Raw genomic sequence first — 13,719 nt, 5'->3', positions numbered from 1 at the left:
CGGACAAAGTTTCAAAGGATGGGCCGCCATGATCGGCCGTGAGGATCCCCGCCTGCGCGATCGCGACGGGCTGGGACGCAAGCTCGCGGAAGCTGCCAGCGCCAGCGCCGCCGTATTGCTCGCCATGCGCGCCGCTTGCGACGTCAAGCTCAAGAAGGACGGTTCGCCGGTCTGCGCGGCCGATCTCGCGGCCGACCGGGCGGCGAAGGACGCGCTTGCGCGTCTGCTCCCCGATTTTCCCGTCATCAGCGAAGAGACGGTCGACAGCGTGAAGCCCGACGCGGTCTTCATCCTGCTCGATCCGCTGGACGGCACGCGCGAGTTCCTTGCCGGCGGCGACAGCTACTGCGTTGCGATCGCCATCGTGGTCGATGGCCGGCCGATCGCCGGTGCCATCGCCGCCCCGGCGTTGGGGCGCCTCTGGTTCGGCGGGGAGCACGCCTATATGCAAGGTTTCGCGGCGGATGGCTCGCTGACAGGGGCGGCCAGCCGCGTTGCGGTCCGCGCTCTCCCGGAGGAGGGGCCGGTCGTTCTGGTGAGCCGCTTCCACGGCGACGGGCGCAGCGACGGCATCACCGCCACCATGTGTCGCGGCAAGGGCGTGCCGATGTCGTCGGCCGTCAAGTTCGGTCTGATCGCCAGCGGCGAGGCCGATCTCCATGTCCGCTGCGGGCAGACCATGGAATGGGACACCGCGGCGGGCGATGCCATCCTGTCGGCGGCGGGCGGTATCATCCTGACGCTCGATGGCGCCGTTCCCCGCTATGGCCGGACGGAGCAGCAGTTCCGCAATCCGCCCTTCGTGGCCGCGTCGAGCGAGGGGCTGGCGCGGCGCGCCATCGCCAGCTGCTGAAGCCGCGACCCGGATGGCGGCGAGCGGCTTCCTGAAAAAAGACCAGGGCTGAGGTCTCAGCGCGCGACAGTGCGTAGCACGGTGCTCCAGCGAGCCTCGGCGGCGCCGAGCAGCGAGCGGTCCTGCAGGAAGCGCCTGCGGTTCTCATCCGAGCGGAACAGGAACAGGCGGGAGCCGACGACCGCGAACCGGCTCGGATCGCTGTCGACCGCCACCCCGTCGGCGACGCCGGTCGGATCGAAGCCCGCGAAGGCCGGGGCGTAGATGCCGGGCGCATCGCGGAAGGCGGCGAGATTGGCGGCCGACGCGAAGCGCCAGACGATCCCGCCCTGGATCAGCTCATGCTCCGGCTGCCCGGCGATGGGCCTGCCTTCGAGGTGATAGGCCACCGGATCGAAGCCGTTGAGCGCCAGGCCGGTGCGCTGGTCGCGCTGCATCGTCTCGCCGAGCGAGGGAAGCGGCGGCAGGCTCGCGGGCAGGCCGTTCTCAAAAACGATGACGGCAGGGGCTGTGGCCGGGGTATTGGCCAGCGCGGCCCGGGCGAGAAACGGCAGCGAGACGCCGCCGATGGCGAGCAAAACCCAGCTTTGCCATGTTGCGGCCTTCATCGCGGGCAAATCCTCGTCTTCCCTCGGTCATGGGCCGGTCGGCTCCGTCCAAATCTTCACGGCTTGGATAGATTTGCAACGTATCAGTTTGGTTAGCGAACTGATTCGCTTTTGTCGGATGTCGCGTTTTCGATGTCCGGCAGCGAGCGGCGGATTGCCCAGGATCGGCCCGCCTTCCGGCCCGCGTGGCGCCTTCCAAAGCAGGTTGCAGAGCAACCGCCGGGCGCCGATCGGACGGACCAACACACCGCTCTGGTGTCCGGTTCTGCCGGCCGCCCTGTCCGGAGATCTTGTTCATGATCCAGACCCGCCGCAGTCTCATCAAGGGCGGCCTCGCCGTGGCCGGAACCGGCCTCGCAGGGCTGCCGATCCCGGCGATCGCGCAGGCGCAGAACTATGACAACCAGCGCTCCTTCTCGCAGAACGAACTCGTCGGCTCCGGCCACAAGTTCTTCGGCAACGTCTCGCGCGGCCTTGCGCTGGCGATCGAGGAGGCGGTGCGGCGCTGGGGCGAGCCGAACGGCTATATCCTGGGACAGGAGGCGTCCGGAGCCTTCGTCGGCGGGCTGCGCTACGGCGAGGGCACGCTCTACACCCGCAATGCCGGCGACCGCCGCACCTTCTGGCAGGGACCCTCGATCGGCTTCGATTTCGGCGGCGAGGGCGCCCGCACGATGATGCTGGTCTACAACCTGCCGACGGTCGAGGCGATGTATCAGCGTTTCGCGGGCGTCGACGGCTCGGCTTATTTCATCGGCGGGTTCGGCTTCACCGCGCTCACGGCAGGGGGCGTCACGGTGGTGCCGATCCGGACCGGGGTGGGCTGGCGGCTGGGCGTTAATCTCGGCTACCTCAAATTCTCGCCGCAAGCGACCTGGAACCCGTTCTGAGGCTGCAGCCGGCCTAGCAGCGCGGTTTCCGACGCTGCGGATGCTGCCGCCGCCCATCGGCTTTTTCTGGCCATGGCGGGGTGGGCGTGGCAGGATTCGGCTTGAGTTGGACCGGATGCGGAGCCGCAAGCCTTGATCGAAGCCGCCATGCTGTTCGCGCTCGGCTTCCTGTGCGCAGCCCTGCTGGCGCTGGCGGCTGTGCCCGCCCTGTCGCGCAGGGCGGACCGCCTGGCACGCAAGCGCGCCGAAGCGGCCTTTCCGCTCTCCCTCGCCGAGATTGCGGCCGACCGCGACCATCTGCGCGCCGAACTCGCCGTGCGGATGCGCTCGGCCGAGCAGGAGGCCGAGAAGGGTTTCGCCGCCAGGGCCGGCGCGATGCAGGAAGTCGGCCGGCGCGACATGGAGATCGGTCAGCTCAAGCGCGACCGGGCCGAGCGCGACGACAGGATCGCGAGGCTCGATGCCGAACTGGCACAGACGCGCGGCCAGCTCGACGAAACCCGCACGGCCCTCGAGACCGAGCGCAGCGGCCACGCTGCGACGACGGCGACGCTGGAAAAGCGGATCGCGGATCTGGCCGCGCTCGAACAGAGCCTCGCCGAGACCCGGCAGGCGCTGACCGGCACCGGCGCAGATCTCGACGAACGGTCCGGCGAGCTCGCCCGGGAACGCGAGACGGTCGGGCGCATCGAAGCGGCGCTGGCGGAGCGCGAGGCGGAGCTGACAAAGCAGCGCGACGAGCATGAGCGGCTCCGGCTCGCGCAGGTCGAGGACCGCACGCAGATCATGGTGCTTCAGAGCGAGCGCGACGAACTCGGAGACCGGTTGGCGGTGACGGAGGAGCGTCTCTCCCGTAGCGAGGCCGCGCTTGCGGCGATCACGGCCGAGCGCGAGGGCGAGCGGCTGCGCGCGAATGCGCTTGCGGCGCGTGCCGAGCAGGCCGAGGCGGGGCTGGCGGCAGCGGATGCGCGCGGCAGCCTCGCGGCGAACGAGGCGCAGCAGGCATCGCGGCTTCTCGAACAGGAGCGGGCCGAGCACAAGCAGGCACAGGAGCGGATCGACAGCCTGGAGGGCTGGCTCGTGGAAGCGCAGCACGCCCTGGCGACGTCTCGCCGCGAGCATGAACAGGAGATCGCGACCGTGACAGGAACGGAGCAGGAGCGCGAGGCGCGGATCGCGGCCTTGCATGCCGAGCTGCAGACGCTCGAAGGCGCGCTGGAGCAGGCGCGCAGCGACGGGATGGAGGCAAAGCGGGAGCTCGCCGCCTTGCGCAAAAGCACGGCCGCCCAGGGCGGCAACATGGCGCTGCGGCAGGAGATCATTCGGCTGGCGGACCGGCTGATGAGCCAGCCGACCGGGCGCGACGCGGCGGAATGAGGCGAAAAGCGGTTTCCATGCGCGGGGCCTTGTTCTAGGAGAGCTTGCCCGCGCGCCGCGCCATCTCAATGGTTTTAAATCCCGTGACCGACAGTCCCATCGACCTTCTGTGCCTCGGCGAGCCGCTCGGCGAGTTCAATGCGACGCGGGCGGAATCCGGCGCCTTCCAGTTCGGCCAGGGTGGCGACACGTCCAACTGTGCGGTGGCGGCAGTGCGCCAGGGGATGTCCGTCGGCTATCTCGGGGCGCTCGGCAACGACATGGCCGGGCAGTCGGTCCGCGCGCTGTGGCAGCGCGAAGGTGTGAACGACGCCCATGTCGCGACGCATCCGAGCGCGCCGACCGGGCTCTATTTCGTCGATCACGGGCCTTCGGGCCATGTCTTCTCCTATCTGCGGGCTGGTTCGGCCGCGAGCCTCTACGGGCCGGGCGACCTGCCGCTCGGGCTGATCCGCTCGGCGCGGATCATCCAGGCGTCGGGCATCAGCCAGGCGATCTCGGCCAGCGCCTGCGACGCCGTGTTCGCGGCCTTCGAGACGGCGCGCGAGGCCGGCGTGCTGACCGCCTACGACACCAATCTGCGCCTCAAGCTCTGGCCGCTGGCGCGGGCCCGCGCGATCATCCACGCCGCCTGCGCGATGGCCGACATCGTCCTGCCGGGCTTCGACGACGCGACGCAGCTCACGGGTCTCAACCAGCCCGACGCCATCGCCGATTTCTATCTCAAGCTGGGCGCGCGGGTCGTTGCGCTGACGCTCGGCCATGAGGGCTCGCTCGTCGCTACGCCGGTCCGGCGCGAGCGCTTCCGCCCGATCAAGGTCGATGCGATCGATGCGACCGGCGCGGGCGACTGCTATGACGGCGCCTTCCTCGCGGAATATCTGCGCACGGGCGATGCCTTTGCGGCCGGCGCCTATGCCAATGTCGCGGCGGCCCTCTCGACGCAGGGCTATGGCGCGGTGGCGCCGCTGCCGCGGCGCGCCGATGTCGAGGCGCGGATGGCGAGCGAGGCCAGGAACTCCTGATGCAAGACCTCCTGACGAGCGTGCCGATCCTGAAGCATGCGGACGCGCTGCTCGAACGCTACGACGTGCTGATCAGCGACGTCTGGGGCGTCGTCCATGACGGGCTCTGGGCGCTGGAGCCGGCCTGCGCCGTCTTGACCGCCTTCCGAGAGCGCGGCGGCGCCGTGGTGCTGCTCTCGAACGCGCCGGGACCGTCGCAGCACGTCGCAAGCGTGCTCGACGCCAAGCGCGTGCCGCGCGGAGCCTGGGACAGGCTCGTCACCTCCGGCGACGTCACGCGTTCGCTGATCGCCGAAAGTCACCACAGCCGCGTCTATCATATCGGCTGGCAAAGCGACCGGGCGCTGTTTGCCGGTCTCGATGTCGAGCTGGTCGATGAGGCGCAAGCCGACCTCGTGGTCGCGACCGAGCTCAACGACTACCGCAACGAGACGCCGGAGCAGTACCGGCCGCTGCTCGGCCGTTTCGCGGAGCGGGGGCTGCCCTTCATCTGCGGCAATCCCGATCTCGTGGTCCATGTCGGCGAGGATCTGCTGCCCTGCGCCGGCTCGCTCGCGATGATCTATGAGGAGCTCGGCGGCAGCGTCGCCTGGGCCGGGAAGCCCTATCGCCCGGCCTATGAGCTCGCGCTCGCGGCTGCTGCCGAGCTGCGCGGCGGGCGTCCTGTCGAGTCGAGCAAGGTGCTGGTGATCGGGGATGCGGTCCGCACCGATCTCGCCGGCGCACGGCTGATGGGCTTCGACAGCCTGTTCATCGCCGGCGGCATCCATCGCGACGAGACGATGCGCGGCGGAGGGGTCGACCCGGCCGGGCTCGCCAGGGTGCTGGATGGCCTGCCTGTGCAGCCTGTGGCGGCGATGGCGGCGCTGGCTTGAGCGCTGCGAACAGGGCCGCCGGCTCGATCGGGCCCTGATTCAGTCCTTGGGCGCGGCGCGCGCCATCAGCGCATCCATGTCGATGAGATGGCCGGCACGGTCGCGCTTGGAGGCGAGATAGCGGACGTTGTGGGCGTTTGGCCGCCCGAGCACGCGCTGGCTCGCCGCGACTTCCAGGCCGGCGGCTTCGATCGCGCCGATCTTTTGCGGGTTGTTGGTGAGCGCGACGACGCTGGTGACGCCGAGCTGTTTCAGCATCGTCGCCGCGAAATCGAAATGGCGCTGGTCGAGGTCGAAGCCGAGGACTTCGTCGGCATCGTAGGTGTCCCAGCCCTGGCTCTGCAGCTTGTAGGCGCGCATCTTGTTGGAGATGCCGTTGCCGCGGCCTTCCTGGTCCAGATAGAGCAGGATGCCGCCCCCATTCTCGGCCATCCACTGCACGGTTTCGCGCAGCTGGTCGCCGCAATCGCATTTCAGCGAGCCGAAGAGATCGCCGGTCAGGCAGGCGGAATGCAGGCGCACCGGCACGGCAGTGTCGAGATCGGGCTTGCCGACGATGATCGCGACCTGATCGCGCAGGCCTTCGCCGCCACGGAAGACGACGAACTCGGTCTCCGGCGCACCTTCCAGCGGCACCGGGGCGCGGCCAACGATCCTGAGCGAGGCGGCCTGCGCGGCGCGGTAAGCGTTCACCGCCTCGATATCGGCTTCGACGAGGGATTCACCGGCAACGGCTTCTGCCGTCACGGGCACGACCAGCGCGGCCGGCAAGACGAGCGACAGCCGCGCCAGCTCGAGCGCTGCGGTGTCGAGCGCGGAAGCCGGCGCGACGGGGGCGTCCATCCGGCTCTCCAGCTTGAGGGCGAGATCAGCGACACGCTCGAGGTCAATGGTCGGCAACGCGAAAATTCCGGCCTCCGTCCGGCCCTTGGCGCCGAGACGGCGCAGCCGCGCCGGGCTGAGCACGAGATGGCCGTTGCCCGCGGCGAGAGCGTCGAGATTGCGCACCAACTCGACATCGGCGAGCTCGGCCGACAGCGCCAAGGCAAGCTGTGCACCTGCGCGCAGGAGAACCGGCCGGCCGGCGCGAAACTCGGAGATGGCCCTTTCGACCTTCACCAGCAGGGTTTCCCCAGGGCGGCCGAAGAGCGTACGCGACTCAAGCATCGAAAATTCCGTCAGTCAGATCGCTGGGATCAGGATGTGTCGGGAGTTCCAACGAATTCAGGATATATGTAATCACGATCCGCCATTCCACCAACGTCTCGCAGCGGCGGCGGTTCCGCGATCAAATCCGTGTCATGACCTTGGGTTCATCGCGGGCGGGCATGCAGCGGTATAGGTCCGCGACATTGAATGTGCGATGAATATCCGGCTGGACGCAGGTTCACGAGGCTCCAATGGATGCTCGAACGGCAGGAAGCAGCACGGTGCGCCACGTCTATGGCGGCGTCGCCCGAACGTTTCACTGGGTGACGGTGGTGGCGGTGCTGGCGATGCTGCCTCTCGGCCTTGCCATGACCTATCGCGGCAACACGCTGAACATCTGGGACGGGACCACGGACGCGCTCTACAGCGCCCACAAGCTCATCGGTTTCCTGCTGTTGTGGTTGACGGCCGGTCGCCTGATCTACCGGTTCCTGCATGGCGTCCCGCCCGACGAGCCGTCATTGGCGTGGTGGCAGAGGGCGGGCTCGCATCTCGTCCACTGGCTGCTCTACGGGCTCCTGCTCGTCGTGCCGCTGCTCGGCTGGATCGGCGTCTCGCTGTTTCCGGCGCTGACCGTGTTCAACCTGTTCAACCTGCCGGCGTTGACGTCGCCCGATCAGGCGGCTGCCGGCCGGGTGCTCGGGATCCACGGAAAGCTCGCGCTGATGGCGGGCGCCATTGTCGTGCTGCATATCCTGGCGGCGCTCTACCACCATTTCATCCGCCGCGACGGGGTGCTGCGCCGGATGTGGCCGGGGCTGGATTAAAGCTCGCTGATTTTGCCCGGGACGACCCGCGCTTCAGCGAAAACGCAGCAAGCTCCAGGCAAGCGGTTCAGACCGGTCGCGCCCAGAGGTCCTGATGCCCGATCCGGGCGGACGCGGCGGCTTGGCGCGCCTCCAGCCAGGCGGCAATGGCAGCCGGCTCGACCTGTCCTGTTTCGCGCACCGCATCGGTGATGCCGCGGGCGAGGGCGTCGCGCAGGTCGCGGTGGCCTTCATCGAGCAGCCAGGCGCTGTCCGCCGTCGAGACGGCGAAGCCCGATTTGCGGAAGGCCTCTGCCATGATGTCGCAGGCTTCCGGGCCGGCTGCGGGGCCGAAGCCCTTGTCCAGGTGCTGATGGTGCTTGAATGCGGCCAGCATGCGGGCATCGCTGCGATGGGCCGGCTTCCAGTTCTCGCGCCCGTCATAGGTCAGCACCGTGTAGAGCGGCAGCTTCTGGCTCGCCAGCGCGGCGACGAAACGCTCGATCCAGCGCTTTGAGGTGAGGTCGAAGAGGGCGGCGGCCGTCACGAGGTCGGGCCGCCAGCCGAGGACCCAGTCGAGATCCTTGTCGAGATCCACCTGGCGGGTGTCGACGGTGATCGTCTTGCCGTCCTTGGCCAGGACGAGTTCTTCGCCTTGCTCGCGCGCCTCGTCAGCCCAGCCGACCAGGCGCTCGCGCGCCACGGCCAGCAGATCGGCGTCGTGATCGACGAGCGTCCAGTGCTGCCGTTCGGGGAGGACGGCATAGCTGCCGCGCAGGTTCGCGCCGGCGCCGCACCCGAGGTCGAGCACGGAAAGCGACGGCTTCGCCGCGAAAAAGGCGCCGACCGCCGCGAGCAATTGCGGATTGCGTGCCGCATGATCCGCCGGCTCGCGCAAGGCGAGCCATTCCGGAGAGAACCCAGCCATCATCCCACCTTTCGGCCGCCATCGCCGAGGCATGCCTCCGCGACGATCCGTGCCGTATCCCGCCAGCGCGGCAGGGCCGATGCCGCCGCCCAGGCGGCATCGGCCCGCCGGAGGCGTTCAGCCGGCGCATCAATCAGGGTTGCGAGGGCCTTGGCAAGTGCTGTCGCGTCACCGGGGAGGATCTTGAGGGCCGCCGCCTCGGGCAAGGCATCCGCGCCGGCGCCGCTCAAGGTGCAGACGATGGGCAGGCCGCGCGCGAGCGCTTCCGTCAGCACCATGCCGTAGCCCTCATAGAGCGACGGCATGACGAAAAGATCGGTCTTGTCATAGAGTTCCGCGAGCTTTTGCGAATCCACGGCCCCGACAAGCAAGATGCGGTCCGCCAGCCCGGAGCGGGCGATTCGGGCGCGCAGCTCCTCCGCCGTGCGGGGGGCGTAGTCCGGCGAACCGGCGATGGTCAGGGTCCAGTGCCGGTCGGCGACGGCGGCCAGGGCCTCGACGAGGACGTCGTAGCCCTTGCGGGGGATGATCGAGCCGACGGCGAGCAGCCGCAATGGGGCGCTCCCGGTGGCTGGCGTCGCGCGCGGGGCGGGATCGGTGCCGGGTACGGCGACGGCGATGCCATCCTGCGCGACGCCGTAGTCCGCGACGAGCGTGTCGCGCGTCACCGGGCTGGTCACGGCGACGGCACGCGCATGGCGCAGCGCCAGCTTCTCGCTCTGCTGCAAGGCCGCGACTGCCTCCGGTTCCAGGCCGGTTTCCAGCGCGAGCGGGTGGTGAACGAGGGCGACGAGGCGCTGCGAGAACCGCGCCGCGAGCGCCTCGGGGAACGCGCCGAAGGCCAGCCCGTCGACCAGCAGCACGTCGTCGGGGGCGGTCTCGGCGAGAAGCCGTTCGGTCGTCGCCAGATCTGCCGATGTCGGGAAGGGAAAGGTGGCGGGCAAGGCGAGGTGGCGGGCGGTGACGCCGGCGGCCCGCCATTCCCGCAGCAGGCGCCGGTCATAGCCGTAGCCGCCGGTCGGGGCGTCGATGTCGCCCGGAATGGCGAAGACGATGCCGCTCACGCGAGCGCGCCCTCGTAGCTGGCGCGGGCGAGATCGGTCTCGTGGAGGGTGACGCGGATGCGGGCAAGCCCGGCCCCGTCGGCGCCGAGCGCGCCGGATTTGGCGGCCGCCGCCATCGTGTCGAAGATGTGCTTGCAGAGGAATTCGGTCGTGGTGAGCACGCCCGCGAATTGCGGCAGAGCGTCGAGGTTCTGGTACTTCAGCGGTTTCAGGGTTTCGGCGAGCACGTCGAGCGCCGCGCCGATATCGACCACGACGTTATGCCGGTTCAGCGCCTCGCGGAAAAAGGCGACATCGACCACGAAAGTGGCACCGTGCATGTTCTGCGCCGGGCCGAAGAAGGGATCGGGCAGGGAATGGCCGATCATGATGCGGTCACGGACTTCGACGGAAAACATGGCGCACTCCTGCTGCCGGCGGGGCGGGCTGTCTTGGTCGCCTGACGGACGCGCCGTCAATACCGGAGCGCCGCCGCCAGCCCGTTCCAGCCGCAGGACAGTACGGCGGGAAGCCGGGAGGGGGCTTCACGGAAGGGGATTTCCTCCGTGATCAACGCATCCAGCCGGTCGTCGGCGAGGAGCGCCATCGCCACCCGGGCGCGACGCGCACAGTCCCAGCGCGAGCGGCGCGAGGCCGGGATCATCCCGACCTGCGAGGCGATCAGCCGGAGGCGCCGCGCATGGAAGGCGCCGCCGAGCGGCGCCGGCACGGTTCCCGCGCCATACCAACTCAGCTCGACGATGCGGGCTTCGAGCCCGGCGCAATCGATCGCGGTGGCGAGCCCGTCGGCGCTGGCGCTGGCATGGAAGACGATATCGGCGTCCCGCGGCGCAGCGTCGGGCAGGGCGAAGCGGATGCCGAGCTGCTCGGCCGTCGCCTGCCGGCAGGGTTCGACATCGACGAGCGTGACCTCGGCGCCGGGAAGACGTGCGGCGAGCCAGCCGACCAGCAGGCCGAGAACGCCGCCGCCGACGATCACGATGCTGTCAGCCGGGCCGGAACCGGCATCCCAATGCGCATTGAGCGCGGTTTCCATGTTTGCGGCGAGGATGGCGCGGCGCGGGGGCACGTCGTCGGGGACGAGGATCAGACGATCGCGCGGCGCCACGAAGCGGTCCTGATGCGGATGCAGGCAGAAGACGGTGCGGCCGATGAGGTCGGGGGGGCCGGCATCGACCCTGCCGACGGCGCAGTAGCCGTATTTCACCGGGAAGGTGAAGGCGCCCTCCTGGAACGGGGCGCGCATCCGGTCATGTTCGGAAACCGGCACGCGGCCCTCGAAGATCAGCTTCTCGGTGCCCCGGCTGATGCCGCTCCACAGCGTCGTGACGAGGCAGTCCTCGGGCCCCGCCAACGGCAGGGGCACCTCATTCAGGCTGCATTCACGGCGCGAGGCATACCAAAGTGCCAAGGCTTTTGCCCTTGCGTCAGCCGTGGTTGCGGTCTTTAGCTCCCGCGCCATCCCGATCCGATCCCGTCCGTCCGAGCCCGCCTGCTGCCGATCCATGACAGATACCGTCACGAACCAGCACCTCGCTCCGACCACGTTCCCGCGGGTCGCGCAAGATGTCGAGCCGGTCGGCCTGACGCCGGCGGGCCTTCAATCCGTCGCGAGCCTTCGGAAACGGCGGTTCGCTGTGTTCGCGCTCAATCTCGGCACGCTGGCGGCGCTGCTCGCCGGGTTGGCCCAGGTGCTTGGCACCGGCGGCTGGAGCGCGGCGGATGTCGTGATCTTCACGGCTTTCCTGTTCGCCGCGCCCTGGACGGTGCTCGGCTTCTGGAACGCGGCGATCGGCCTGTGGCTGCTGCACGGCCGGCGCGATGGCCTGAAGGCGGTGGCGCCCTTCGCCGCCGATGGCGGAAAACCGGCGCCGCTGATGCTGCGCACGGCGGTGCTGATGACGCTGCGCAACGAGGATCCCGCGCGGGCCTTCCGGCGGCTCAGGGCAGTCAAGGACAGTCTCGACGCCACGGGCGAGGGCGTCTGGTTCGACTATTTCGTGCTGTCGGATACCAGCGACCCTGCCGTGGCGGCTGCCGAGGAGGCGCTTGCCGGCGCATGGGTGCAGGAGATCGGCGAGCCGGCGCGATTGACCTATCGCCGGCGGGTGAGCAACGCTGCTTTCAAGGCCGGCAACATCCGGGATTTCTGCGAGCGCTGGGGCGATCGCTACGAGCTGATGCTGCCGCTCGATGCCGACAGCGTCATGTCGGGCGACGCCGTCCTCGGGTTGGCCCGAATGATGCAAGCGTATCCGAAGCTCGGAATCCTGCAATCACTGGTGGTCGGAATGCCCAGCCGCTCCGCCTTCGCCCGGATCTTCCAGTTCGGCATGCGCCACGGCATGCGGCCCTACACCATGGGCGCTGCGTGGTGGGGGGGCGATTGCGGTCCGTTCTGGGGCCACAACGCCATGGTGCGGATCGCGCCCTTCCGCGATCATTGCCATCTGCCGATGCTTCCGGGCGGTCCGCCGCTTGGCGGGGCGGTGATGAGCCATGATCAGGTCGAGGCGGTGCTGATGCGCCGGGCCGGCTACGAGGTGCGGGTCTTGCCGGTGGAGGGTGGGAGCTGGGAGGAGAACCCGCCGACCATGCTCGACTACGCCAAGCGTGACCTGCGCTGGTGCCTCGGGAACCTGCAATATCTCAAGCTGCTCGACCTGCCGGCCTTGAAGCCGATGAGCCGCTTCCAGCTCGTCTGGGCGATCCTGATGTTCCTCGGCCTGCCGGCCTGGACCTTGATGATCGCGCTGCTGCCGTTCAAGGTCTTCGAGGATCGCGCCATCGCCGATTATCCGGTCGTTCTGGCGGCAGGGCTCTATGGGCTGTTCCTGACGATGCATTTCATGCCGAAGCTCGCCGGCTTTGCCGATACGCTGCTGGAAAAAGGCGGTGCCGCGCGCCATGGCGGCGGCACCCGCTTCCTTGCATCGGCCGTCATCGAGACCGTGTTCGGCTTCCTGCAGAGCGCCGTCTCCAGCCTGCGCACGACGCTGTTCATGATCGGGCTTGCCTTCGGCCGGGCGCATATCGGCTGGAACGGGCAGGCGCGCGATGCCCATGCGCTGTCCTTCGGCACGGCCTGCGCCGGCCTGTGGCCGCATCTCCTGTTCGGAGCCTATCTCTTCGCGACGCTGGCCTGGCTGTCGCCGACGGTCCTCCTCTGGTCGCTGCCGCTGACGGCCGGCTATGTGTTGGCGATCCCCTTCGCGATGCTGACGGCGCTGCCGGCCGCCGGGGCCTGGCTGGCGCGACATGGGCTCTGCGCCATTCCGGAGGATTTCGCGCCGCCGCCGGTGCTGGCGGCCATCGGGGCGGGAGAGCGCGGATGAACGCCGTCGCCTATCCCAAAGGTACGGTGAAGGCGCTCTCGCGCAGCCTGAGAATGCATTATGGCGACAAGGAGCGTCAGGCGGCGATGGACCGGCTCCACGGCGCCTTCCTGACGCCCGGCGACCTCGTCTTCGACATCGGCGCCCATGTCGGCGACCGCATCTCGTCCTTCCGGCGCCTCGGCGCCCGCGTGGTGGCGCTGGAGCCGCAGCCGGGGCCGGCGCGGATCATCCGGCTGATCCATCGGCGCGACCCGCGCGTGACGCTGATCGAGGCGGCCTGCGGCGACCATGAGGGCTCGATCGCACTCAGGATCGACAGCGCCAATCCGGCGGTCTCGAGCGCCTCGGCCGCCTTCATCGGCGCGGCGATCGATGCAGAGGGCAGGGCGGGGCAGGGCTGGGATCACGAGATCACGGTGCCTTGCACGACGCTCGACAAGCTGATCGCGCGCTACGGCCTGCCGCACCTGCTCAAGATCGATGTCGAGGGCTTCGAGGCGCATGTGCTGGCCGGGCTGACCAAGCCGGTGCAGGTAATCTGCTTCGAGTTCAAGACGATCCAGCACGATGTCGCCGAGGGCTGCCTGGCGCTGCTCGAAACGCTCGGGCGCTATCGCTTCAACGTCGCGCTCGGGGAAACCCAGAAGCTCGCGCTGGGGGAGGCCGTCACGGCTGAGGCGATGGGGGATTATCTGCGCGGGCTGCCTCGGACAGCCGGCTCGGGCGACGTCTACGCCATCTTGCAGAGCTGATTCCATCACCGCATAGGCTATCCGTCGGAACGCATCGCCGCAGTGTCGCGTTGG

Annotated in this window: 14 protein-coding genes; 8 read left to right on the top strand and 6 right to left on the bottom strand. The window is 69.1% G+C overall.

Features of this window, described 5'->3' with window-relative positions:
• Window positions 1–28: 28 nt before the first annotated feature.
• A complete protein-coding gene (locus AB6806_RS08370) occupies window positions 29–853 on the top strand; it encodes a 3'(2'),5'-bisphosphate nucleotidase CysQ family protein (RefSeq protein ID WP_370954418.1) in 825 nt (274 codons plus the stop codon).
• 56 nt (window positions 854–909) lie between these two features.
• Here AB6806_RS08370 and AB6806_RS08365 read toward each other — a convergent pair whose 3' ends face one another.
• Entirely contained in the window at window positions 910–1,461 is a 552-nt protein-coding gene (locus AB6806_RS08365) for a YHS domain-containing (seleno)protein (protein WP_370954417.1), read from the bottom strand.
• Window positions 1,462–1,757: 296 nt separating this feature from the next.
• Between AB6806_RS08365 and AB6806_RS08360 the strand changes: the two genes are divergently transcribed.
• The 4 genes from AB6806_RS08360 (at window position 1,758) to AB6806_RS08345 (ending at window position 5,628) form a co-directional block, all read left to right on the top strand.
• Entirely contained in the window at window positions 1,758–2,351 is a 594-nt protein-coding gene (locus AB6806_RS08360) for a DUF1134 domain-containing protein (protein WP_038359302.1), read from the top strand.
• Window positions 2,352–2,483: 132 nt separating this feature from the next.
• Window positions 2,484–3,728, top strand: a complete 1,245-nt coding sequence (locus AB6806_RS08355; RefSeq protein ID WP_142021641.1) for a coiled-coil domain-containing protein — start codon at window positions 2,484–2,486, stop codon at window positions 3,726–3,728.
• A gap of 83 nt (window positions 3,729–3,811) precedes the next feature.
• Entirely contained in the window at window positions 3,812–4,753 is a 942-nt protein-coding gene (locus AB6806_RS08350) for a sugar kinase (protein WP_370954416.1), read from the top strand.
• Window positions 4,753–5,628 carry a TIGR01459 family HAD-type hydrolase gene (locus AB6806_RS08345; RefSeq protein WP_370954415.1) on the top strand — a complete coding sequence of 292 codons (876 nt, stop codon included), beginning with the start codon at window positions 4,753–4,755 and terminating at the stop codon, window positions 5,626–5,628. Before AB6806_RS08350 ends, AB6806_RS08345 begins: the two co-directional genes overlap by 1 nt.
• 39 nt (window positions 5,629–5,667) lie before the next feature.
• Here AB6806_RS08345 and ribA read toward each other — a convergent pair whose 3' ends face one another.
• Entirely contained in the window at window positions 5,668–6,795 is a 1,128-nt protein-coding gene (ribA, locus tag AB6806_RS08340; protein ID WP_370954414.1) for a GTP cyclohydrolase II RibA, read from the bottom strand.
• Between the two features lie 233 nt (window positions 6,796–7,028).
• Between ribA and AB6806_RS08335 the strand changes: the two genes are divergently transcribed.
• Window positions 7,029–7,604 (top strand): cytochrome b, encoded by a 576-nt coding sequence (locus tag AB6806_RS08335; RefSeq protein WP_370954413.1) that lies wholly within the window; start codon window positions 7,029–7,031, stop codon window positions 7,602–7,604.
• Window positions 7,605–7,671: 67 nt separating this feature from the next.
• Here the strand turns inward: AB6806_RS08335 and AB6806_RS08330 are convergent, their stop codons facing one another.
• Genes AB6806_RS08330 through AB6806_RS08315 form a run of 4 tightly spaced genes read right to left on the bottom strand, consistent with a single transcriptional unit; the run spans window position 7,672 to window position 10,929 of the window.
• Complete coding sequence (locus tag AB6806_RS08330) at window positions 7,672–8,514, bottom strand: small ribosomal subunit Rsm22 family protein (RefSeq protein ID WP_260368398.1); 843 nt, start codon at window positions 8,512–8,514, stop codon at window positions 7,672–7,674.
• Window positions 8,511–9,575, bottom strand: a complete 1,065-nt coding sequence (locus tag AB6806_RS08325; RefSeq protein ID WP_370954412.1) for a glycosyltransferase family 4 protein — start codon at window positions 9,573–9,575, stop codon at window positions 8,511–8,513. Before AB6806_RS08325 ends, AB6806_RS08330 begins: the two co-directional genes overlap by 4 nt.
• Window positions 9,572–9,973, bottom strand: coding sequence for a 6-pyruvoyl trahydropterin synthase family protein (locus tag AB6806_RS08320; protein ID WP_142021646.1), 402 nt, complete (start codon window positions 9,971–9,973; stop codon window positions 9,572–9,574). Before AB6806_RS08320 ends, AB6806_RS08325 begins: the two co-directional genes overlap by 4 nt.
• 56 nt (window positions 9,974–10,029) lie before the next feature.
• Entirely contained in the window at window positions 10,030–10,929 is a 900-nt protein-coding gene (locus AB6806_RS08315) for a zinc-dependent alcohol dehydrogenase (protein ID WP_370954411.1), read from the bottom strand.
• 151 nt (window positions 10,930–11,080) lie between these two features.
• Between AB6806_RS08315 and mdoH the strand changes: the two genes are divergently transcribed.
• Both mdoH and AB6806_RS08305 read left to right on the top strand, forming a co-directional pair.
• On the top strand, window positions 11,081–12,910 hold the full coding sequence (gene mdoH, locus AB6806_RS08310) for a glucans biosynthesis glucosyltransferase MdoH (RefSeq protein ID WP_142021647.1): 1,830 nt from the start codon (window positions 11,081–11,083) through the stop codon (window positions 12,908–12,910).
• Window positions 12,907–13,665, top strand: coding sequence for an FkbM family methyltransferase (locus tag AB6806_RS08305; protein WP_142021648.1), 759 nt, complete (start codon window positions 12,907–12,909; stop codon window positions 13,663–13,665). The genes mdoH and AB6806_RS08305 overlap by 4 nt, the downstream gene beginning before the upstream one ends.
• The last annotated feature ends 54 nt before the right edge of the window (window positions 13,666–13,719 follow it).

The sequence above is a fragment of the Allobosea sp. RCC_152_1 genome (genome assembly GCF_041360765.1).
Lineage (GTDB): Bacteria > Pseudomonadota > Alphaproteobacteria > Rhizobiales > Beijerinckiaceae > Allobosea > Allobosea spartocytisi.
This window is presented reverse-complemented; position numbering and strand designations above follow the sequence as displayed.